At 56.2% G+C, this 19,914-nt stretch carries 22 protein-coding genes and 2 tRNA genes; 11 read left to right on the top strand and 13 right to left on the bottom strand.

Annotated elements, in window-relative coordinates; translation table 11 throughout:
- Positions 1–40 precede the first annotated feature (40 nt).
- From KHO31_RS03245 to KHO31_RS03225, 5 genes are all read right to left on the bottom strand, one after another.
- Positions 41–292, bottom strand: a complete 252-nt coding sequence (locus KHO31_RS03245) for a hypothetical protein (protein WP_211622758.1) — start codon at positions 290–292, stop codon at positions 41–43.
- Positions 293–335: 43 nt separating this feature from the next.
- Positions 336–635, bottom strand: a complete 300-nt coding sequence (locus tag KHO31_RS03240; protein ID WP_211622757.1) for a HigA family addiction module antitoxin — start codon at positions 633–635, stop codon at positions 336–338.
- A 7-nt stretch (positions 636–642) separates the two neighbouring features.
- Positions 643–921, bottom strand: coding sequence for a type II toxin-antitoxin system RelE/ParE family toxin (locus KHO31_RS03235; RefSeq protein ID WP_211622756.1), 279 nt, complete (start codon positions 919–921; stop codon positions 643–645).
- Positions 922–1,422: 501 nt separating this feature from the next.
- Entirely contained in the window at positions 1,423–1,986 is a 564-nt protein-coding gene (locus tag KHO31_RS03230) for a hypothetical protein (RefSeq protein WP_211622755.1), read from the bottom strand.
- On the bottom strand, positions 1,986–2,261 hold the full coding sequence (locus KHO31_RS03225) for a helix-turn-helix transcriptional regulator (RefSeq protein ID WP_211622753.1): 276 nt from the start codon (positions 2,259–2,261) through the stop codon (positions 1,986–1,988). The genes KHO31_RS03230 and KHO31_RS03225 overlap by 1 nt, the downstream gene beginning before the upstream one ends.
- A gap of 87 nt (positions 2,262–2,348) precedes the next feature.
- Here KHO31_RS03225 and KHO31_RS03220 point away from each other — a divergent pair, with 87 nt between their 5' ends.
- From KHO31_RS03220 to KHO31_RS03205, 4 genes are all read left to right on the top strand, one after another.
- A complete protein-coding gene (locus tag KHO31_RS03220; RefSeq protein WP_211622751.1) occupies positions 2,349–3,392 on the top strand; it encodes a hypothetical protein in 1,044 nt (347 codons plus the stop codon).
- A 143-nt stretch (positions 3,393–3,535) separates the two neighbouring features.
- The gene (locus KHO31_RS03215; protein WP_236071063.1) at positions 3,536–3,733 is read left to right on the top strand and encodes a helix-turn-helix transcriptional regulator; all 198 of its coding nucleotides are present in this window, start codon (positions 3,536–3,538) and stop codon (positions 3,731–3,733) included.
- Complete coding sequence (locus KHO31_RS03210) at positions 3,730–3,963, top strand: DUF4224 domain-containing protein (RefSeq protein WP_211622749.1); 234 nt, start codon at positions 3,730–3,732, stop codon at positions 3,961–3,963. The genes KHO31_RS03215 and KHO31_RS03210 overlap by 4 nt, the downstream gene beginning before the upstream one ends.
- A 119-nt stretch (positions 3,964–4,082) precedes the next feature.
- A complete protein-coding gene (locus KHO31_RS03205) occupies positions 4,083–5,066 on the top strand; it encodes a tyrosine-type recombinase/integrase (RefSeq protein ID WP_236071058.1) in 984 nt (327 codons plus the stop codon).
- A gap of 134 nt (positions 5,067–5,200) precedes the next feature.
- On the opposite strand, the gene KHO31_RS03200 is transcribed toward KHO31_RS03205, so the two are convergent.
- From KHO31_RS03200 to KHO31_RS03190, 3 genes are all read right to left on the bottom strand, one after another.
- Positions 5,201–5,277, bottom strand: a tRNA-Pro gene (locus KHO31_RS03200).
- A 231-nt stretch (positions 5,278–5,508) separates the two neighbouring features.
- Entirely contained in the window at positions 5,509–5,802 is a 294-nt protein-coding gene (locus tag KHO31_RS03195; protein WP_201070014.1) for a hypothetical protein, read from the bottom strand.
- Between the two features lie 52 nt (positions 5,803–5,854).
- Positions 5,855–6,028 (bottom strand): hypothetical protein, encoded by a 174-nt coding sequence (locus KHO31_RS03190; protein ID WP_201070012.1) that lies wholly within the window; start codon positions 6,026–6,028, stop codon positions 5,855–5,857.
- 155 nt (positions 6,029–6,183) lie between these two features.
- On the opposite strand from KHO31_RS03190, the gene KHO31_RS03185 reads away from it, so the two are divergent.
- Positions 6,184–6,354: a hypothetical protein gene (locus tag KHO31_RS03185; RefSeq protein WP_201070008.1), complete on the top strand. Its 171-nt coding sequence runs from the start codon at positions 6,184–6,186 to the stop codon at positions 6,352–6,354.
- 106 nt (positions 6,355–6,460) lie between these two features.
- On the opposite strand, the gene KHO31_RS03180 is transcribed toward KHO31_RS03185, so the two are convergent.
- Positions 6,461–7,813: an MATE family efflux transporter gene (locus tag KHO31_RS03180; RefSeq protein ID WP_201071080.1), complete on the bottom strand. Its 1,353-nt coding sequence runs from the start codon at positions 7,811–7,813 to the stop codon at positions 6,461–6,463.
- Between the two features lie 86 nt (positions 7,814–7,899).
- Positions 7,900–8,208, bottom strand: coding sequence for a DUF2288 domain-containing protein (locus KHO31_RS03175; protein WP_097389970.1), 309 nt, complete (start codon positions 8,206–8,208; stop codon positions 7,900–7,902).
- 108 nt (positions 8,209–8,316) lie between these two features.
- On the opposite strand from KHO31_RS03175, the gene KHO31_RS03170 reads away from it, so the two are divergent.
- Positions 8,317–9,045 carry a pentapeptide repeat-containing protein gene (locus KHO31_RS03170; protein WP_211622746.1) on the top strand — a complete coding sequence of 243 codons (729 nt, stop codon included), beginning with the start codon at positions 8,317–8,319 and terminating at the stop codon, positions 9,043–9,045.
- 850 nt (positions 9,046–9,895) lie between these two features.
- On the opposite strand, the gene KHO31_RS03165 is transcribed toward KHO31_RS03170, so the two are convergent.
- The 3 genes from KHO31_RS03165 to KHO31_RS03155 form a co-directional block, all read right to left on the bottom strand.
- Positions 9,896–10,222 (bottom strand): hypothetical protein, encoded by a 327-nt coding sequence (locus KHO31_RS03165; protein WP_201070002.1) that lies wholly within the window; start codon positions 10,220–10,222, stop codon positions 9,896–9,898.
- Between the two features lie 157 nt (positions 10,223–10,379).
- Positions 10,380–11,105 (bottom strand): peptidoglycan DD-metalloendopeptidase family protein, encoded by a 726-nt coding sequence (locus KHO31_RS03160; RefSeq protein ID WP_201069998.1) that lies wholly within the window; start codon positions 11,103–11,105, stop codon positions 10,380–10,382.
- Positions 11,106–11,288: 183 nt separating this feature from the next.
- On the bottom strand, positions 11,289–12,197 hold the full coding sequence (locus KHO31_RS03155; RefSeq protein WP_201069995.1) for an aldose epimerase family protein: 909 nt from the start codon (positions 12,195–12,197) through the stop codon (positions 11,289–11,291).
- A 552-nt stretch (positions 12,198–12,749) separates the two neighbouring features.
- Between KHO31_RS03155 and KHO31_RS03150 the strand changes: the two genes are divergently transcribed.
- The 5 genes from KHO31_RS03150 (at position 12,750) to KHO31_RS03130 (ending at position 19,780) form a co-directional block, all read left to right on the top strand.
- On the top strand, positions 12,750–13,580 hold the full coding sequence (locus KHO31_RS03150; protein WP_201069991.1) for an undecaprenyl-diphosphate phosphatase: 831 nt from the start codon (positions 12,750–12,752) through the stop codon (positions 13,578–13,580).
- Positions 13,581–14,000: 420 nt separating this feature from the next.
- A tRNA-Arg gene (locus tag KHO31_RS03145) sits at positions 14,001–14,077 on the top strand.
- 147 nt (positions 14,078–14,224) lie between these two features.
- Positions 14,225–15,631, top strand: coding sequence for a tyrosine-type recombinase/integrase (locus KHO31_RS03140; protein WP_211622744.1), 1,407 nt, complete (start codon positions 14,225–14,227; stop codon positions 15,629–15,631).
- Entirely contained in the window at positions 15,628–19,122 is a 3,495-nt protein-coding gene (locus KHO31_RS03135; protein WP_211622742.1) for a hypothetical protein, read from the top strand. Before KHO31_RS03140 ends, KHO31_RS03135 begins: the two co-directional genes overlap by 4 nt.
- Positions 19,115–19,780 carry a hypothetical protein gene (locus KHO31_RS03130; RefSeq protein ID WP_146749733.1) on the top strand — a complete coding sequence of 222 codons (666 nt, stop codon included), beginning with the start codon at positions 19,115–19,117 and terminating at the stop codon, positions 19,778–19,780. Before KHO31_RS03135 ends, KHO31_RS03130 begins: the two co-directional genes overlap by 8 nt.
- Positions 19,781–19,914 lie beyond the last annotated feature (134 nt).

The following is a 19,914-nucleotide window of genomic DNA, read 5'->3' as shown; positions in this document are numbered from 1 at the left end:
TCAGCGGGCTTTGTTCTTCCGGGTATCCGTATTTCGCGTATCAAGACTTGGGCTTGCCATAGGCGAAATACGCCTTATCGGCGATCTTTTGCCGATTCTCTTGCACCATCAATGGGTGGGTTGGATCCAGTCTGGCAAGCTCACTGAGCGCAGCGTCTTTCAGGGCTCTGATCGCCTCAAGGCCAGCTTTCGCGTTCACCAGCTCCTGTTCGAGCTCGCGCGCATATTTCATCCAGCTATTGGCCGATTTCTCGGCACCCTCAGCACGTCCCAGTGTGTAGCCATCGATCATGACTGCCGCTCCTTGTGTCAGATAACCGGATACTTAGCTTTTCTCAGGCCGCGTGGGCACGGATAACGTGCGGCACACCTTTCTGCCGAGCCTGCCATAGATCGTATGCCGCTTGCTGCGCAATCCACAAGTCAGCGCGGCCGCCATGCTCGATACCCAGCCATTGTTCCAGTCGTAACGCCATCTCGGGCGAGATCGCGGCGTGACCATTCAACACGCGCGAGAACGCTGTGCGCGTGACGCCCAGCTGCGCAGCCGCTTGCGTTACCGTCAACCCCAGCTCGGGGAGCACGTCCTCCCGCAACGTTTCGCCAGGGTGCGGCGGGTTGAAGATTCGAATCATGATTCCCTCAGTGATAGTCTTGGTAATCCACTAGGATCGCGTCTGTTCCTTCAAACGTGAAGGTCATGCGCCAGTTCCCGTTAACGCGGACCGAGTAATGGCCCGCCAAATCGTCCGACAGCAGATGCAATCGCCAGCCGGGCACGTTCATGTCTTCCGGGCTGTGAGCCTCATCCAGGCGCGTCAACTGCCGCCGCAGCTTGTCGGCATGATCCGGACGGATACCTTTCTTGGAGCCCGTCTCAAAGAAAATTTTGAGACCTTTATGTCGGAAGGACTTGATCATTCGTGTAGTGTAGCGCAACGCTACACGAATTGCAAGCAGACAAACCTCTGCCTGGCAAAGCGGCCAAGTAGCCAATGCCCGCAGTTCCTCCCGCCCGCCGTGGACAAGTTGCCCGCCCACCCCACAAGGGCGTGGACGGCTGCTACGCAGTCCGCGACTTGCCCACCGCTCCCCGGCCGCGCCTTCGGCCTGACGCGCCGCGAAGCGGCTTGCCAGCTTGCTATATAACTCTTCCTCACCAACACCTTTCCGACCCCACGATGAAGCTGCAAACGCGCCAGAGAGGCATCCGGATGAGCAGGGTCAGATTTTATATCTCGTTCGTGGTAATAGCCGGTGGGGCTTGTGGACAGCAGCCGGCCGGTTGGCAAGGTGGGGCAACCCGAAGGGTTGTCCCGGCTTGTCAACGGGAGAGCGCACAGCGCTCAGGCTGGCACCTCGCGATAGCGAGGCTGCCCACAAATCCACGGGCGTTTTGCATCTGTTTTCAAGAATGGAAAATCAAGCCAGTCTCTTCGGCGCGCGCCGAGCAGCCTCGAGCTGGAGTTGGACGTGTTGCTCGCGGGAAGCAACCATTTGGTTTACACCTGTGTTTACATCTGTAGTTATTAGGGATTTGCCTTCAGGGGCAACTCCATTTGCCTTGGTCGGCAAGTCCATTTGCCCTCCGGGACGAACCGATTTGCCTTTTGGGGCAAGTCCATTTGCCCCTGAGGGCAAATCGGTAGCGGCGGGCTCTGGATCGAGAAATCGGGCTTCGTCGTTGAAGGCGTACCACGTTTGGCGGTCGTATTTGTTCTCGTGAAAGTGCCCGGTTAGCAGGATTTTTTTCTCGACAAGTTTCTCCAGCGCCCCCCTAATTTGCTTTTCGGTGAGATAGATAAATTGCGCCGCAAAGGCTTTGATGCTGTTGTACGTCCACCAATGTCCGTCATGGAAATGTTTTCTATTGGCACGGTTGTGCTCGATCCAGAAAGCCAAGTGGTTGATCAAGACGGCTGCGATAACACCGTGCTCTTTTGCGATGGCGGGCGAGAATGAGTGCGGTTTGGGATCGCGTGCCATCACTCAACCTGCTGCATGCCGTCAAGCCACTCGCGAACATCGCCAGCGCGCCATCTCACACAGCGCTTTTCACGGACTACCGGGCGTGGAATCTTGCCGGCCCGTAGACGAAAGTCGATCGATTGACGACTGACGCATAGGATCGCTGCGAGTTCGTCGGCAGTTATCAGGGTAGAGGCATCCAGCTTTCCAAAAACGGCACGAAAATCCCTCTCGCTACATTGAGCCTCGTGCTGACCGATAGAACGTTGCGCCGACCATTTGGCTTCTTGCATCTGTACACCCTATTTCACCCTTGCGAAGTCATGGCAAGGTACGTAGGATTAATTCATTGCACGAGGGTGAATAAAGGAAATTTCGGTATGGTTCGACTAGCCGGCGCTGTGCAACGTTCCAAAGAGAAAGTCCAGGTAACTGCGGTCGCCAAGAGGCTTGGGTTGAGCCGTCCAGAGCCGTGGCGAAATCGAGTAGCAAAGACGAAAGCTGTTAAGGCGACCCAAAGCCTGGTACGTGCGATCTTTGCCAAAGAGCCCAATCTCGTCCAGTTGGAGCGCCTATGGATCTTTCCCGATTGGTTCTACAACAATCTGTCTTTGTACATACGTGGTGATCAGTCCATAGACCCGCGACATCGTCTCGAACTCTGCGTGCTTGGCTATAAGCAAAAGTTTTTGAGCGACGATCAACTACGCGATCTTGGACTTCTCGCGCTGGTCGATGTCGCAAATACGCACGCTGAGACGAAGGTAGTTATCCGTGAATTCCAAAGCCGTCGCGATCGTGTAAAGAGGACCTTTGACAAAGGTATTGAGCGATTGCTAAACGGCTTGATGCCAGTTAAAGCAATGCCGATTGGTGCAATCGGGCGAGGGCCTACGGTCCCTCGGGCACCCAAGGATGCGCGTGAAATGGAACGTAACTACTCTAGTTGGGTGGCCAAAATTGAGAGGCTCGGCGGCCTTGTTACAACTGAGCGCTGGGAGCCTGCATGGTATGAAGATCATATAGCCGCCGAAGCACAATCCATAGAAGACGCTTGGAATGCGCAGTGGGCGACCATACCGGATTCGGAGCGCGAATTCGTGGAAGCGCAAACGGAGGAATTCCTCAACGGTATGCTTGCCACAGCTGATGCGTTTCCAGAGAACGACCGTCGGCCGGTCTCGATTTCTGCATGGCACCCGTACAATGTCCGTCGCTTGAAGCTATGGTTTGGTGGCCGCGATTGGTCGCCGTGGCCTCACGCGATCGAAGACGATTGGTGGGCATCAGTCGGCGGTGACGATTGGAGTGATTTCCTCGATGAACATGACGCTCGTTTAGAAGCGAGGTATCTGGCAGCGATCGAGATCGAAAAGGCTCGCAAGGCATCCCCACCTAGTGACCGAGGGACTTTGCCAAACTGAGCGAGCTTGCCTATTGCCGCACCGAAATTTCCTTTATTCGTGATGACGCTACTCGGTGCCACGCCGAGAATTACCCCAGATTCACCATGAGACGCGCTGATCCACTTTGATCCGCGTTGACATCGATAAACCTGGGGTTCAACGTGTCACCGAAACTGCATCGCATCAACGTCGCGGCGGGCTTGCTGGGCGTATCTCGCCCAACAATCTATCGGCTCGTTCGAGCTGGCCGCTTGACGCTCGTAAAAATCAGCCGGAATGCGTCCGGCATTACCGATGTGAGCCTTCAAGAGTTTCTGCTTCAGAACACGCGACATGTAGAAGATCGAGGTGCTGCATGAGCGAGCACCTGATGGCTCCGGCTGATCTTGAGCGCATAACCGGATATAAGCGCAAGGCCGAGCAGGTCTCTTGGTTTCGGCGTACCTTTGGCATTGAGCCGATCACCGCTGCAAACGGCGCTATCATTATGTCGTGGGCCATCTTCGACTCACTGCAAGCTCGCAAAAACGGCCTAGTCTCTGATGCTTCGATGCGCGAGCGTCCCGCACTTCGACCAGTGCACGCATGAACGCGAAACGATCCACGCCGGCGCGACGCGTATACGTGCGCGGTGCGAGCTACTACTGGGTGCAGCCATACACCGAAAAGTGGATTAGGCTGTGTAAGGTCGCGGACGGCGAAGTTCGGATGCACGAGCGCCTCGCCCAAGAGAAGGCCAAGGCCGAGACCCCGGCCGGTTCTGGAAACGTGCCGCACCTAGTCGATAAGTATGTTGCCGCGCATGAGAAAGACCACAAAGAGAAGTCCTGGCCGAGCTACGGCCGGTACGTGAAGCGCGGATTCGCCGATATCAACATCGAGCATATGGATGTGCCGTACGTACGGCAGTTCCTCCGCGATAACTGGAAGGACAAGCCGCACATGCAACGCGTGATGCGAGCATTCCTCTCTGGCTTCTTTGACTGGTGTATCGATCGTCGCCATATGGCGACGAACCCATGCCGCGATGTGAAGCTGAAGAAACCGAAGCCGCGGCGCACGCTGATCGCCGACACGCACTTCGCAGCGATCCGCGAGGCTATGCTTACGACAAGCTATGTGCGAGAGGGAAAGGAGGTCACTGCTGAGGTGCCGACAGGCCCGATGATGCAGTGCTTCGTCGATCTGTGTTACTTGACGGCGCAGCGTTCGACCGAAATCCGCAATCTGCGCTGGGCGGCCGACCCGAAAAACGACGAGTGCTCATGGGTGGATCGCGCTGCAGGCGTGATCCACTTCCGCCCCTCGAAGACAGAGGACTCGAGCGGGCTCGCAGTCGATGTGGTGATCACGCCGGAAATCGATGTGGTGCTGAAGCGCGCGAAGGCAATTGGCGTGGTGAAGAGCATGTATGTGATCCACACCCAGAAGGGGAAGACGTACGCGGCGAACACAGTGCTAAAGGCATGGAAGGTGGCAAAGGAGCGCGCGAAGCTCGCCGACGTTTCCTATACGGTGAAGGATATCCGTGCGAAGGCGCTCACCGATGCGAAGAATGCCGGATATGACATCGAGGCGCTGAAGGATCACGCGGCGCACACGAATGAGGGGCAAACGGCCGACTACATCAAGTCCAGACACATTCCACGAAGTGAAGTTAGACTCCACATTCCGAAATCAAGTGTCGCTTGAGCCGGTATCGTCAGGAAATTTTTGGAATTCCTTTGGAATGGAATTTGGAAGCGGCAAATTCCACCGCCTGCAAACCCCCAAAAGAAAAAACCCGCACAGCCTTACGCCATGCGGGTTTCATCAATCTTCAACTGTGGTCGGAGCGATAGGATTCGAACCTACGACCCTCTGATCCCAAATCAGATGCGCTACCAGGCTGCGCTACGCTCCGACGAATCCGAGATTCTACGTGGCATTCGGTGCCAGAGTCAATGATGAATTGCGTCGGAGTGAAAAAAGATCTCGGAGGCGCGGTCTATGGGCGTCCCGCCGCGCTTCGGGAGGGCATGTCCCTGAAAGCGCGCGACACAGGATGGACGTGCAGCAGCAGGGCGTGCGCGCGGCGCGCGACGGGGCGTCTGCGACGCTTTCGCGTCGGCAGCAGACAGGGAAAACTTGCGCGTCAGTGCGCGCTCGCCTGTTGTGTGTCGGCGAGATTGAACCCGGCACGCCACAGCAACGCCGCGGCCTGCATCATTGCGCGGCGCTCGTCGGCGGCGAGATCGTTACGGCGATCGAGACAATCGGCAAGCGCGAGAATTGCACCGTCGATTGTTAGCGCGTCACCCTCGTGCAGTGCGACGTGCCGGATTTCCCAAACGATTTTCGCGAGCTGCTTGCGTCGTTCCGACTCATGGCGGCGTATCCCTTGCGCTTCGTGATTGATGTTTTTGAGTGTGCGAGCGCAGCGTATCAACCGCTTAATAGTTCGGAATGTGCGCAAGCGCACAAGCTGCGGATTTATCTGCTCAATGCCGGCGACGCATCCAGTGCGGCATATGCTGGTGTGTGACCCAGTGATGCAGCATGCCTTCGCCGTCGTGTTCGCGCTTGTAGGTTCTCGATTCGAAAATCGACAGGGCGAGCAGCACGAGCAGGCCTATTGCAAGTCCGATCAGACCCGCGATCGATTCAGCGTCCATGGCAGTCTCCTATGATACGCAACTGTGCCTTTATATTAGGTCACGCGTAACAAAATGGCAGGCGGGAGACTGCGCGGCGCGGCGTCGTCGAATGTGAATTGCAGGTAGACTCTCGGCGCTTCGTTGCCGTTATTTTCATTCTGTCCCGAGAATCTATGAACCGTGTTTTGTTGATTGCGCTGATGCTGGCTGCCGGACTCGCCGGCTGTGCCGACGATCCTTCCGGGCATCATGGCGGTCCGCCGCCGAAAGATCCCATCGACTACCACGGTGTACCTACCGACGACCGGCCGCCCGTTATGGCGCCCGCGCCGGCCTCGCCCTGAGCGCTTGCCGGGAACCTGAGCGAAGCACCGGCGCGGGCACGCCGGTGCTTCTGACCCGCGCAGACTGTTTGCGCGGACAGCATGCGCACCGGTGCCGAAGCAAAGGCTAGGTGGCCGCGCCGGCCATGCCTCGTACGACGCCTGGCAAGAAGCGCGCGAGCGTGACGCCGCGCGCAGCCATAAAGATCAGCATCGCGGCCCACAAACCGTGATTGCCATACAGCGCCAGCAAGCCCCAAGAGGCCGCGACGAACACCGCAAACGACACCACCATCGAGGTCATCAACTCATGCGTGCGAGTGGCGCCGATGAATACGCCGTCGAGCAGAAAGCCCCACACGGAGATCACCGGCAAGAGCGCAGCCCAAGGCAGATACGTTTCGGCCGTGGCGCGCACCGCGGCCTGATTAGTCAGACCTTCGATGATCCATGAGCCCGCGCCCCAGTACACCAGCGAGAAGCCCAGCGCGCCGAGCGCGGACCACAGCGCCGTCACTTTGATGGCCTGCGTGAAAGCGTGCCGGTCGCGTGCGCCGATCGCCGCGCCAACCAGCGCTTCGGCGGCATGCGCGAAACCGTCGAGTCCATAAGCCATGAAGGTCTGAAAATTGAGCAGCAACGCGTTGGCGGCGAGCGTGGCGTCACCTTGCCTGGCGCCAAGATGCGCGAACCAGCCGAACGACGACAGCAGACAGAGCGTGCGCACGAAGATATCGCGATTCAGCACCACCAGACGCTTGAGCGCCGTAGCGTCGAAGAGGGCGGCGCGATTCAGCGCAGGCAAATCGCGCGGTCTGCCGTGCCATAGCAAAGCGGCGCCGAGCACGAAGCCGAGCGCGTCGGCCGTGGCCGTGGCCGCGCCAATGCCGGCCACGCCCCAATCGAATACGTACACATACAGCAGCACCGCCACGATGTTTACGCTGTTGATGAACACTTGCGAGAGCAGCGCGAGCCGCACTTTCTGCGTACCGAGCAGCCAGCCAAGCACTACGTAATTGCCCAGCGCGAGTGGCGCGGCCCAGATGCGAGCATGACAATAGATCTGCGCATGGTGCTGCACCGCTTCGCTGCCACCGATCGCCCGCAACGCGTAGCCGATCAGCGGCACTTGCAGCAGAAGCACCGCTGCGCCTATCGCCGCCGCGAGCAAGAGCGCGCGCACGACGTTGTTGCGCAACTCGGCGTGATCCCCCGCGCCATGCGCTTGCGCGACGAGGCCCGTGGTGCCCATGCGCAGGAAGCCGAAGCCCCAGAACACGAAATTGAAGAACAGGCCGCCGAGCGCCACGCCGCCGAGATAGGACGCGCCGTCCAGATGGCCGGCGACGGCGGTGTCGACCGCGCCGAGAATCGGCTGTGTGAGATTGGCGAGGACGATTGGAAACGCCAGCGTCAGCACCCGGCGGTGCCAGCGCACAGGGACGGCGGGCGCTGTCGTGGCCGCGCCGCCCGCCAATCCCCCAAGGGGACTTCCTTCGGGGCCGGGGACTTCCTTCGGGGCGCCCCCCAAGGGGACATCCTTCGGGGCGTGCGCGCTGTCGCTCAATTGCGTTCCTGCACGCATACCCATGGCGACACGACCACCGCCCACAGATCCGGATCGCGCGCGGCGAAGTCGGCGGCGGTTTCCGCCTGCACGCGTTCGACGAGGCCGGAAGACAGCCATTGCGTGACCTGTGTGGTGTCGTCGCTGGCGATGGCTTCGGCGACGCTCACCAGATCGATATCGCGCGCGACGCGCAGCAATATGCCGCGTGCGAAAAAGCGTTCGAGTTCGGTCCAGCCGATTTTGGCGGTTTCGGCGAGCAGCTTGGCGTACAGCGGGCTATGAGTGGCGTCGTTGGAAGTCATCTTAGGCGGGTTCTGACGGGGCCGTTACTATAAACCATCGGCGTGGACCGCCAGCGCGGCGCGCGTTCCGGTACGCTTACGGTCTTTCGAAATTCATTCTGAACCTTCATGTCACTGGATTCAACGGCGCCGGCTTCGGGCGCACAAGCTCACGTGGTGACCGGCGCCACACTCACGCGCTCCGACGTGGAGCAGCTCGTCGCGACGAGTATGGCCGGGAATAAAGCGCCGCTCCATTTCACCGACTGCGATTTCGAAGGCGCCGATCTGTCGCGCCTCGATCTGCGCGGCGCGGAGTTTCATCGTTGCACGATCGTCGAGACGTCGTTTTTTGGCGCGATGCTGTCGCACACCCGCTGGGTCCGTTGCCGCGGCCGCGAAGCGGATTTCGCGTCGGTCGATCTGGTCGACGCGGCGTTCCAGTCGAGCGATCTGAACAACACCAGCTGGCGGCGCGCCAAGCTTGCCTCAGCGTCGTTCCACAGCTGCAAGCTGACGGGTGCCAATTTCGAAGCCTGCACGGCGCTCGGTTTGAGCTTCGTCGAAACCTTGCTGGTGGGCGCGCATCTGCGTGGCCTGTCGTTTCGCAAGGCCACGTTGCAGCAACTCGATTTCTCCGATGCCGATCTGGCCGGGGTCGATTTCCGCGAGGCGATTTTCGATGGCGGCAGTCTGAAGGATGCTCATCTGAAGGGCGCGCGGTTCGATGGCGCGGACCTGCGTGAGGCCGACCTGAGCGGCGTGCGGCTTGTCGATGCGGCGCTTTTCAAAGGCGCGACGATTTCGCATCAGCAGGCGGCGGTGCTCGTGACCGAACTGGGTCTGCGCGTCATGTGATCGTTGTTTTTAGCTGGCCGATTTTAGCCATTCGGCCAGCTTGAACGAATGGATGCATGTGCTTATCATCGTATTTATCGATTAATTAATGGCGGTCGATTTTCAACTTCGCAATTTGTCGGTGGATTTGAAGATTTTTAATCTATTCGCCGTTCGCGAATTTGATGTGAAGAAATACGAGTGCTTATTCGCACCGCTAAATATTGCTAATACATTCGTTTGGTGCGTTGGCGCACTAAAGGTTCGCGTTGCGTAAACCGTCCGAATCATACTGGGCGCGGTTAGCGGAAATCGGCCAAAGAACTTTTGTCAGGCTTTTCCGGCGACCTGCACGCAGGGACTTGATTCATAAGGCATTGCGAGCGCCTCGCGGAATTCTGGCTCGCCGTCTGTATGGCGTTTCGTACGGGGTGAATAAGGATATTTATCCCGCTTATTTCCGACATTTTCCTTCACGTAATGCGGACTCCGTACGCCGCGGCACATTGCTTGCGCAATTAATGGATTGCACTTGCAAAAGCGTGTTGTTAGATTCCGTTCTGGCGCATGGTGAACCGGTCCTTTGCCGATATGCGCCGAACCCCCGTTAGCCCGGCCTCGTGCCGGGCTTTTTTTCTGCCCGGCTACTGTCGATTCAATTCAGAGTCACTGCCGATTCACACGCGGCGTGGATCATAAGAGATTACATTTTAATTTCACTGATCAATGACCTGGCTGATCATTTTTCTCAGCGTCTGGCCGATTGCGCTCGGTGGACTGTTCGCGTTCGCCGCACGCATCGATCCGCGCTCAGGACGCTGGCGACGCGACTAGGCCAGGAGCCGCCGCGTCTTGTGCTGCTGCGTTATGTTCACTGCTTGCAGTGAACCACCATCGACCGGTTCTTCACGTTTGCGCCGAAAATCCCGCCGACCGTGCCGCCCGACGTGGCGCCGTTGTCGACGTCTTTCGAAACGACGTCGTAGCCATAGTTGCCGCAAACTTCGCCCGCGCGCTTGTAGCACTCGGCCCAGCTGGAGCTAGCGTCGCTGCCGCTGCAGTTGATTGCAAAGCCCGTATCGCCGCTCGGCAGGTAGGTCATCGTGGTGGTGCTCGAGCAGCCGCCGAGGCTGCCGAGCGTCAGCAGGCCGAGACCGATCGCCGCAGCCATTGCGACGGACCCTAATGCGCTCTTCATTGCAAATTCCTTACAGATTAACGGGGGAGACCTGGCGCGAAGCCACATCATGCAAAGGATTGAGCGTTTTATAGCACGCGCGGTTCCCTCAACCGAGGTCGCAGGGCGCGTGCCTGACGGTGGGGAAGGGACGCCCGACCGGTGCTCAACAAACCGGCTAGCGAGCCGGCAACGCCCGCGACGGGTCGATCGAGCGACCCTGATAGCGCAGTTCGAAGTGCAGCATGACGCGGTCGGTATCGGTGTTGCCCATTTCGGCGATCTTCTCGCCGCGGGCGACCGACTGACCTTCCTTCACCAGCAGCACGCGGTTGTGCGCGTAGGCGGTCAGATACTCGGCATTGTGCTTGATGATCAGCAGGTTGCCGTAACCGCGCAAGCCGTTGCCTGCATAGACTACCGTGCCTGGCGCTGCCGCGACCACCGGCGTGCCCGCCGCCGCCGAAATATCGATGCCCTTCGAATTGGCGCCGTCAAAGCGCCGGATCACCGTGCCGTCGGCCGGCCATACCAGCGAGATTGTCGAAGCCGGCGCCGACGACGGCGCATTGTCGGCCGGAGCCGGGCGCGGCGCGGCCGAAGCGCTCGCGCTGCCCGCACCGCTGCTGCGTATTGCACCGCCCGTGGACGATGCCGCGGCGCCATTACCCGGCGGCGTGACGCGCAGCACCTGCCCGACCTCGATGCTGTCCGGGTTGGTCAGGTTGTTCCAGCGCACGATGCTTTGCACCGATTGCCGGTTGCTGCGTGCGATCTTCGAGAGTGTATCGCCCCGTTCGACGCGGTAAAAACCTGGCCCCACCGGAGCGGAGCCGCAGGCGGCGAGCACCGCCAGCAACGACGCGCAGGCGAGCCGTTTCATCATTCTTGTTGTGTTAAGCATTGGACCTCGCAAAGCGCTGCCACGCGCCGATCCCGATCACGCGGCAGGTAGATGCAAAGCGTCCGATTCTAACGGTTTTGCGCTGCAGCATCCGAAAAACGGATGCGGAGCACGGCACGCACGGCGGGAACGCGGCGAAACGCCGCGTAACCCATCACGTCGCGACGAGCGGAAAACCCGCAATTAACGCAGCTTGCTGACACTGATACGCAGTGTGGCCGTCTCGGTTTGCCCCGGTTCGAGCCAGCGCAATCCCATGCCGTTATGGATCGCGTCCGGCAGACCCAGCCACGGCTCGACGCAGTAGAAGTCCGAGTCCGCTGCCAGGGTCCATGTCGTTACTGCATACCAGGGCAGCGAGTCCGGTCGCTGCAGATCGATCGTGATGAGCCGGTTGAGGCCGGGCGCGACGAGGCGCACGGGTTGGTCCGGCGCGCCGACGAGGCAATGGAAGCAGTCGTGAATGCGCGCCTCGTCGAGTGTATAGCGTGCAGCGCCCGGCTCGGCCGCGCTGATCGAGCCGTCTTCCAGCTGATAGCGCCGTTCGCTACGCGGCAGTTCTACCGAGGTCTCGGCGCGCTGCGTATGCGGCAGCGTGAAATAGAAGTGATGGCCGGCGTAGTAGGGCAGCCGCGTGTCGCCGGTATTGGCGGTGCTCAGCGTGACTTCTAGCGTATGCGTATCGACGAGTCGGTACACCGCTTCGAAGCGGAAGCCGAACGGATAGCCGCCGCGCGTTGCGTCGCTGTCGGCGAGGGTCATACGCAAACCGGCTCCGTGCACGTCGGCGTGGGCTTCGAAGGGCAGGTCGCGTGCAAAACCATGCATCGGCAACTCGCGCACCGTGCCCTGTGCATCACGCCAGAAGCCGATCTTGCCGTCCACGCGATGCCGGCCGAGAAACGGAAACAGCAGTGGATTGCCGCCGCGAATCCTGGCGGGTTGGCTCCAGTCGGCGTTCTCGGGCCAATGGATCACCTCTTCGCCGTCGATGATCCACGACAAAAGACGGCCGCCGGCTTGCGGCGCGAAACGGAGCACGGAGGTGTCCTGAGCGATCTCGAGAATGTCCTGTTGCGGGGAGAGGGGCATGGTCGATGGGGTGGTTCATAAAGTCGCGAGAGAACGATTTTGCGCTGCTTTACGCTACGGGGAAACCCTTCTCGGGAAATTGCGGGTGTCGCAGAAGCTCCGTCCTTGCCGATAATCCCCTGACTGCCCGGTCATTTCGACGACCGGGCGAGATCAGATCAGGAGGTGTTATGGATCTCGCAATGGCAATGGGTGTGGCGTTGTTCGGCATGTTCGCAGCAAGCACCGTCTACTTCTTTTACAAGCTCGAGCGCTGATCCAACCCTCAGTGTCCTTCTGCTGGGCCGCCAACGCGGGTCTGGCATGAGCCTCGCGCGTCCAGCGCATCGAATCCTCGTGATGGCAGGGCGGCCGCCGACGGCGCCCCGTTTCTTTTTCTGCGGCGTAACAACGGTTTCCAGTTGTGACGCAGCGCATCAATATTTCCCCGAATGTGGCTCAAACGCTTGGCGCTGACTTTGCAGCCAGGCATAATCGGTGCGCTTTTGACGCGCCGTTCATTTCCCGTTGCGGCGCGCTGTTCCCCGACAATTTCCTTACAAGGACAGCCGCGTGAACCTGTCGTTTCTGATTTTCCTGAGTGTGCTGCAAGGCGTCACCGAACTGTTTCCGGTTAGCAGCCTTGGCCACACATTGCTCGTGCCCGCATTGTTCGGTATGCATATCGACAAGCATGCGCCCCAGTTGCTGCCGTTTCTCGTCGCGTTGCACCTCGGTACGGCGTTCGCGCTGCTGTGGTACTTCCGCAAGCGCTGGTGCGCGCTGGTGCGTGGCTTCTTCGCTTCGTTCGGCGGCCGTGCTAACGATGACGCGCACTTGATGTGGGCGCTCGTCATCGGCACGATTCCGGCAGGCCTCGTCGGGCTGATTCTTGAGAAACGCCTCGAGCGGATTTTTCACGACCTGCGCATCGTCGCAATCGCGTTGATCGTAAACGGCGTGCTGCTGTGGTTCGGCGATCGTCTGCAACGCTCGCGCGCGCACCAGCCGCCGGAGAAGCTGACCTTCCGCCAGGCGTTCTTCGTCGGCCTCGCGCAGATCGGCGCATTGATTCCGGGCTTCTCGCGTAGCGGTCTGACGATGATCGCCGGCAATGCGGCCGGCCTGACGACTGAGAAGGCAGCCGAGTTCTCGTTCCTGCTCGGCACGCCGATCATCTTCGCGGCCGGCGTGCTCGAATTGCCGAAACTGTTTCATGCGCCAGGCCAACTCGCCGATGCAGTGCTCGGCGGCGTGCTGACCGCAATCGCTGCGTATCTTAGCGTGCGTTTTCTGATGCGCTATTTCGAAGGCCGCGGACGTCTGGCTTCGTTCGGCGTGTATTGCGTCATCGCGGGGATCGTGTTCCTCGGCTGGTTCATGTTGCATCCGCAGCCGGTCTGATTGCGTTCGATATGCCCACTACTGCTCGCTGAGTGCTGCGTGCTGACGGGCGACTGGCGGGTAGGAAACGATCGGTTATAATCCGGGCCCGGCTCAACTCGCCGGGCCCGTTTGTTTTGTGATGCGACGGGGTGTCCGCCGATCAGGGTTGCCGCGCGCCGGATCAGATTTCCAGTCCCCGGCCTGGTCAGTTAGAATTTCGGTATCCCACGAACCCTGTGACAGTGATACTGCACAGGTTCCAATGCCCGATTCGGGTTCTCATTGCGGGCGATGCACGTTGTACACGCTGTATAGCATCGCCTCACGTCATTACGGCAGTAGCTCAGCTGGATAGAGCATCGGCCTTCTAGGCCGAGGGTGGGGGGTTCTTATGGGATGCTTCACCAGTTGCATGTTGTGGATGCGTGGTTTCACGAACCGCCCTTAGCTCAGACGGATAGAGCAACGGCCTTCTAAGCCGTAGGTCACACGTTCGAATCGTGTAGGGCGGGCCAATTTCCCCATAAAATCAATCACATATGGGATTTGGTCCTCTTGTTTTTTTTCTTCTCCAAAGTTTGTCAATTTGAAATGTGCGGTGCCGCACAGATTTGTCCTTAGGCAATGCTAATTTGGCTCCAAGTGCATGTTTGGAGTACCCGATGCTTCATCACGTTACGCTGATAGAGCCGATACACGGGAAGCTGCCTTGGCGGCTGGTCGGGCCGGAGGGCAAATATCTCGGAGTATTCGAAGTTTTCGCCCGCTCTCTAATCCGGAAGCACAGCAGCAATACGCGTAAAGTCTACTGTCGCTCTGTCGCCTACTTCATCGACTATCTCCTTGAATTCATCCGAATCATGCAGGCCAAAGGGCACTGCGCGACGCAATCCGATATCTTGGATGCCATCGATGCTTACGACGAATACCTTGTTACGGGGGGCGCGTCCGGAAGCGAAATTGCTGCGTTGGTGAGCCAGAGCAGACCGTCCAGTCACGTGAGTCCAAAAACGTCGGCGGTTGCACATGCAGCCATCCGCAAATTCCTACAATTATCAGAACGACTTCGTGGCGAGCTTCTCGAATTATCGAGGGCTCAAGTCATACAGCTAGACGTCTCCGCAAGCCCAGACCCTTTTGTCCCTAGCCAAGGACGGCTGCCAATTCCTTCGGCGCAGCGAGCGGCGATAGCTTCCAACTCGATGCTCGCGAGCGTAGTTGCGGGAGGGCCGAAGCTCATTGACGCAACATTGCTGCCGACATCAGGCGGCGAATATGTCTACGATGACTCTCGAGCCTTCCCCTTCGATAGGATAGTGGATTTCCTCCAGTGCTTGCCAACCCATCGAGATAAAGCTCTTTATGCATTGGTAGCGGGAACTGGCTGCAGGATTCACGAGGCGATACAGATTCTTTTTGAAGATATCGATGTCGAAAATCGTGAAATAAAATTGAAAAGTCCCTCTCAAAGAAGAAACCACGCAAGCTACCTGTACCTTTCACAGGCTCAGAGAGATTTACTATGCTGGAAGGGAAGGGCGACATCAGAGACATTTTTCATTGAACCATTCGCATCGATTTTCTTTGAGGAGCTTGAACGATATCTCGCGACTGAATATATCGCCCACGGGCGACATAGTTTCGTTTTTCAGAGCGATTCCGGTGCCGATGTCGGCGAGGCTTACTTTTTATCAGACGCAAGCTATCGAAGAACAATTTTTAAGCGAACTGTCGCAGCCGCGGGTATCCCGATTGCCTTAGCTGGCCCGCACTCTTTGAGGCATGCTTACGGGATTTATTTGTTGAACTACTTCCCTTGCAGAAATGGAGAACATGGTCTGAGTCTCGCTGTCGTGCAACAGATTATGGGGCATAAATGCGAGAAATATACGCGAGTATATGCGCGCTATGATAAAGATTTGTTAAGGCAGGAGCTTGAATATGCGAATGCGTTGGTTTACTGCGGTGGCATGCCTCATTCTTTATTAGAAATGAAGTTGCAAGCATTGCACTCGCAGGTCAGCAAACTTGAGGCTCAAATAGCCAACGACAAAAAACGGATGCAATGATAAATCCCTATCGTCAAGAACCTGTTTTTCTCCAGCACGGGAAGCGATTGCACAGAAATGTCCGCCGAGCTCTTTATGAGGCAGCAGATACACTGCTCGATAAATATCAATTAAACGACATCGACCTTGCGGAAGTTACAACGAAAGCGTACCCGATGGGTGGCTTTCCAAAATTTATCTTATATAAAACCTTAGCGAGGGAGGATGTAAGGTTCGGAGTCGAATATGTGCAAAATGCTTTTGATATCGCAATGGGCGGAACATTTGACGTAACGCCGGAGCAATTTTATAAATTCACACTTGCGCCCTCGGAAGGTGAGTTTGCCTATAAGCGAACATACGCCGCGCGGATGAAGAAAGGGGCTTGCCTGTTTCTCCTTTCGTTGCATAGACAGAAATGCATTGTGCTCCCTTTTTCTTTTGATTGGCCAAGTATAGGCGAGGAAGGGCGGCGGCTAGAGATTGGGTCTGAGTTATGTTCGAGCCTGCTGTCATTTATACGGACCTTAAATTCACAATCTGACGAACTCCCGCACCCAGCATTTGCCTCGATTTCGAACGGTAGGAAGGGGCGCGAGTATTTTCTCTCCTATGGTACTAAGCTTTTACTTGCGACCGGTTGGCACAGACCGCAGGACGCAAATGTAGAAGAGCTTATGGAACTTAAGGAAAAGGGCGAACATGCGGGGAATTTTGGTGTCTTCACTGCGCCACCTTACCGTATGTTGATTGATGTTCTCGGGAAAAGGTTTGGGAGCGATTTCGGAATTTCGGTATCCGACTGGTCGGATAAATTGAGCGACCGTAGGCAGAAAATGGTTCCCGTCGAAGGAAATGTTGCGAAGAAAAGCAAAGGAGCGCAATATTCAAAAATAAAAAAATCCAGCGCATTCTCAAATGTTCCGAAACGAAGCCGTCCTCGCCCCCTGCGCTCAGCCGTAGACCCTAAAATACTTGAGCGATTTTGCGGCCGAGATGACATTGACGTCATCGAAGAGGCACTCCGGATGCAACCCATCGCTAACGCAAGCTTGGAAATCTTGGAGAAAACGACAACCCTCCCAGGCCTCAACTGTAACATTAAAGAATTTTCTAAGACGTGGGTTATCCTAGAAAGAGTCTTTTTAGAAAAAATTCGCACGGAATCTACAGGAGAGCTTCGAAGGGCAATTGGATGGCTGAATATTTATTTATTTTGGTATCTTCCTTATTGGTTTGAAAGACATCCTGAAGCTAAATTTGAATTTCCTGATGAGCCGAAAAAGCTTGCGGCAAGTGTGTTTATTAGCCGACTTTTGAGCGTCGCTGAGTCAATGCCATTAACTTTCTTTGAGTTGATGGACACTATGCGGGATAACCGTGAGTGGGTAAATAACTCCTACTATGGAACATTAATTCAGCTTGAAAGATTTTTTGAATTCTTAGAGAACAACGCAGACAGATTGCCGGGGTGCGCAGGGTTCAAGCAGCCTCTGCCTAGAGAAGATTTCCCACCCACTTCCCGTTATGCAAATTCAAACAAGCCGCCTATCCCTTCGATTTTGTTTGGGACATTGTTGTCCTATACAGAGGCGATTCAGGCACATCTTTATGTGATTTTGGAGCGGTTGTTGTCGGGCGAGTTGAATGGTGCTGTTTTGCGGCGATGCATCCGTCGTCGCACCATTCTGGACACATTCGAGTTGGCAGAATTGTTTGGTATTTCAATACCTGTGCTTTTCGTTAATGGGAAGGCGATACCCCTGCGCTTTATTCCAGACTGTTTGGCGCTAAGCAATTTTAGAGTTAAAGTGGGGGGTAAAGCGGATTACTGCTTACTGCCGCAACCGCATGCGCTGAATCAGATAATTGTTGCACTTTATACTGGGTTGAGGCATAACCATATTCAATGGTTGGATGTCGATACGTTTGACAGATTGGTAAATGTCAGCCATGGTGACTTCACTTTGCTTTATGTCAATACCGATAAGACGATGGCCGGCGCATGGACTCCACACGTAAATATTGAGGTCATTGAAGTTCTCAGGGCTCAGCGTTCATGGCGTAAGTTGATTGATGAACCGGGATTTAACGATGGAATTTTCTATAATAACAATCAAAATACTAAATGGGAGAAAATCGTACCTCTATTTTCCTCTTATCGTGATGGTAGGCCGCATAACGACAGTCGCTACGAAACCGTGTGGAAGTCGCTAATGGCTGGGCTACACGGTATGTTGCCGGAATTGGGAGTAAACGGACTTGTGAAGTTATGTGAACTGGTGCCTCCGAATGTAGGGTTCAACAATCCGAATATAAAGGAACGGAGGCTGAGTTATGGCCAATTTTGCGATGACAATAGGGCAACTGTATGCGAACTTGGTCTCGCGACAAATATAACGCCGCATAGCTCGAGAATTTCTGTTGTTTCGCAAAATGTACAATTTTTGCCCGCGGAGCTGATTGGCAAAGCCATAACGGGTCAAAAAAGAACATCGGTCTTCTATTATACGAAAATCGAACCATCATTTCTGGAAGATGCTCGCGTACACCAAGCAATGGCCCTTCGAAAGAAAGGTTTCAGCAGCGGACCGCTAGGCGTAGAAGGTCACCAGCGACCGGGTAGCCCAAACTTCATTGACGCCGGGGCAGTAAATTCCCGGCTAGCGGAAAGCCTTCGAGAGAACCTGGAGGAAACGTTGATTTCATATGGCTGTATGAGCCTAACCATCAACGAAAATGGAAAAAATGGTCTCGACGTCCTCCGCGAGACTAACGCTGCAAATGCGGTAGAAAACAAGACAGAAATCTGTCCGTTTGGAAATGTTTGTCCGCCGGACGTGATAAAACGTTGGAGAGGCATTGGTCGATGCGGCTTATGCGAATACGCAGTTCGGTCGATTGACCATGCACCGGCAGTATCAGCTAAAGTCCATTCGATGCAGGAAGAACTAGATTCACTGACTGGAAAGTTGGTGGGTGCTATGAAGACGGACCCACCAACGTATAGCGCTGGTGAATTAGACGAGCTGGAAGCAGAGCGCCTTCGAGTAGGCGAGGAACTTGCTGGTTGGAAGGTAAATGAGGAGCTCCTATATACGATATATGAGAAAGTAAAATCGGGTGAAGAAACCCGGCGATGGATTGTGCAAAAACCGGAAATTATTACTCGACAACTAAAAAGAGTGCAGTCGCCATCCAACCTCACTTCCTATACATTGCTGCGATTGGATGAATGCGTTGCATATCCGACTCTTGATAATCCAGTTATTCGAGCACGATTTGATATTCTTCGGCGTACGCTGCTTGCACTCGGCGGCCGGGCCAGTGAGGCGTTTTCAATGCAAACTTGCGTCGCGCCGGCCGCAGAGTGCGCTGGGCTGATTCGCACGCTGGTGGAGGCGAACTCGCTTACCATTGAGTCGTTGGATGCAATTATAAATGGAGCGTTGCCGGAAAGTGCCATGCCGGTACGCCTTGGTCTTGTCGGTAAGGGCGATAGCCATGAATAATAATATAAACACCTTTAAAAAGTTTCAAGATGACAATCAGGATGCCAGGGCGAAAATAATTCAAAATTATCTCCATCTCGCAAAAAAAAGAAAACTTGGATTTCCTCATGTGACGGCCCTGGCAGAGGCACTAGCAGAGCATCTCTCAATCGCGGAGGGAAAGCCCTGCAGCAAATCAACATTGCTGAGAAATCAAAAATACAAGGTAAAGTTGGTGGGGTTTATGGCGGTAGCTAATATCACGAACCATAAAAATGGAAAAGGTGACGGATTCTCCGGGAGGCCTGAAGTCGAGAATTTCAAAGAGCGGTTAGAAATTACCAATCTTCGGCGTGAAAACGAGCGACTGAAAATTCTGTATCAGGAGACTGAACGGAGGAAAGAAGAGGAACGCAATCGAGAAAGTGAAGTCTTGTTGACGGGCGGTGATGCGGAACGCCGGTCCATCGAGGAGTTGCAGAATCGGCACGCGCTGACGTGTCAGGCGCTCCATGCATTGTTGACGTATATCGAAGACTTCGTTTTAGTCGATGCTGATGGCGAGAGATTTATAGACCGGGCGAAATTGCGAAACAACGTAATAGTTGAGCACCGTTTGGCGTCGCCATTTTTTGATTGGCTTCGGGCTCACCGGGGCATTCTGGGTGGCAAAAGCTAGGTGTGCGCCCAGACGAAGGCGTGGAATGTCAACGCGTGACCAGGTAGCATTCCCCTAGAGAGGCTCGTCTTTGACGAGCTGGTCCGACCCGCCCGATGACCGGTAGAAGGCGGATACTGGGAAGAGGGCCTAGG

It is taken from the genome of Paraburkholderia domus (assembly GCF_905220705.1).
Taxonomy (GTDB): domain Bacteria; phylum Pseudomonadota; class Gammaproteobacteria; order Burkholderiales; family Burkholderiaceae; genus Paraburkholderia; species Paraburkholderia domus.
The sequence above is the reverse complement of the archived record's forward strand: the minus strand, read 5'-3'. Positions and strand labels throughout refer to the sequence as shown.

Bases quoted from the DNA above. Each gene is read 5' to 3' on its own strand.
- KHO31_RS03245 (WP_211622758.1), bottom strand. From the start codon at position 292: ATGATCGATGGCTACACACTGGGACGTGCTGAGGGTGCCGAGAAATCG.
- KHO31_RS03240 (WP_211622757.1), bottom strand. From the start codon at position 635: ATGATTCGAATCTTCAACCCGCCGCACCCTGGCGAAACGTTGCGGGAG.
- KHO31_RS03235 (WP_211622756.1), bottom strand. From the start codon at position 921: ATGATCAAGTCCTTCCGACATAAAGGTCTCAAAATTTTCTTTGAGACG.
- KHO31_RS03230 (WP_211622755.1), bottom strand. From the start codon at position 1,986: ATGGCACGCGATCCCAAACCGCACTCATTCTCGCCCGCCATCGCAAAA.
- KHO31_RS03225 (WP_211622753.1), bottom strand. From the start codon at position 2,261: ATGCAAGAAGCCAAATGGTCGGCGCAACGTTCTATCGGTCAGCACGAG.
- KHO31_RS03220 (WP_211622751.1), top strand. From the start codon at position 2,349: ATGGTTCGACTAGCCGGCGCTGTGCAACGTTCCAAAGAGAAAGTCCAG.
- KHO31_RS03210 (WP_211622749.1), top strand. From the start codon at position 3,730: ATGAGCGAGCACCTGATGGCTCCGGCTGATCTTGAGCGCATAACCGGA.
- KHO31_RS03205 (WP_236071058.1), top strand. From the start codon at position 4,083: ATGCACGAGCGCCTCGCCCAAGAGAAGGCCAAGGCCGAGACCCCGGCC.
- KHO31_RS03190 (WP_201070012.1), bottom strand. From the start codon at position 6,028: ATGGACGCTGAATCGATCGCGGGTCTGATCGGACTTGCAATAGGCCTG.
- KHO31_RS03185 (WP_201070008.1), top strand. From the start codon at position 6,184: ATGAACCGTGTTTTGTTGATTGCGCTGATGCTGGCTGCCGGACTCGCC.
- KHO31_RS03175 (WP_097389970.1), bottom strand. From the start codon at position 8,208: ATGACTTCCAACGACGCCACTCATAGCCCGCTGTACGCCAAGCTGCTC.
- KHO31_RS03170 (WP_211622746.1), top strand. From the start codon at position 8,317: ATGTCACTGGATTCAACGGCGCCGGCTTCGGGCGCACAAGCTCACGTG.
- KHO31_RS03165 (WP_201070002.1), bottom strand. From the start codon at position 10,222: ATGAAGAGCGCATTAGGGTCCGTCGCAATGGCTGCGGCGATCGGTCTC.
- KHO31_RS03160 (WP_201069998.1), bottom strand. From the start codon at position 11,105: ATGCTTAACACAACAAGAATGATGAAACGGCTCGCCTGCGCGTCGTTG.
- KHO31_RS03155 (WP_201069995.1), bottom strand. From the start codon at position 12,197: ATGCCCCTCTCCCCGCAACAGGACATTCTCGAGATCGCTCAGGACACC.
- KHO31_RS03140 (WP_211622744.1), top strand. From the start codon at position 14,225: ATGCTTCATCACGTTACGCTGATAGAGCCGATACACGGGAAGCTGCCT.
- KHO31_RS03135 (WP_211622742.1), top strand. From the start codon at position 15,628: ATGATAAATCCCTATCGTCAAGAACCTGTTTTTCTCCAGCACGGGAAG.
- KHO31_RS03130 (WP_146749733.1), top strand. From the start codon at position 19,115: ATGAATAATAATATAAACACCTTTAAAAAGTTTCAAGATGACAATCAG.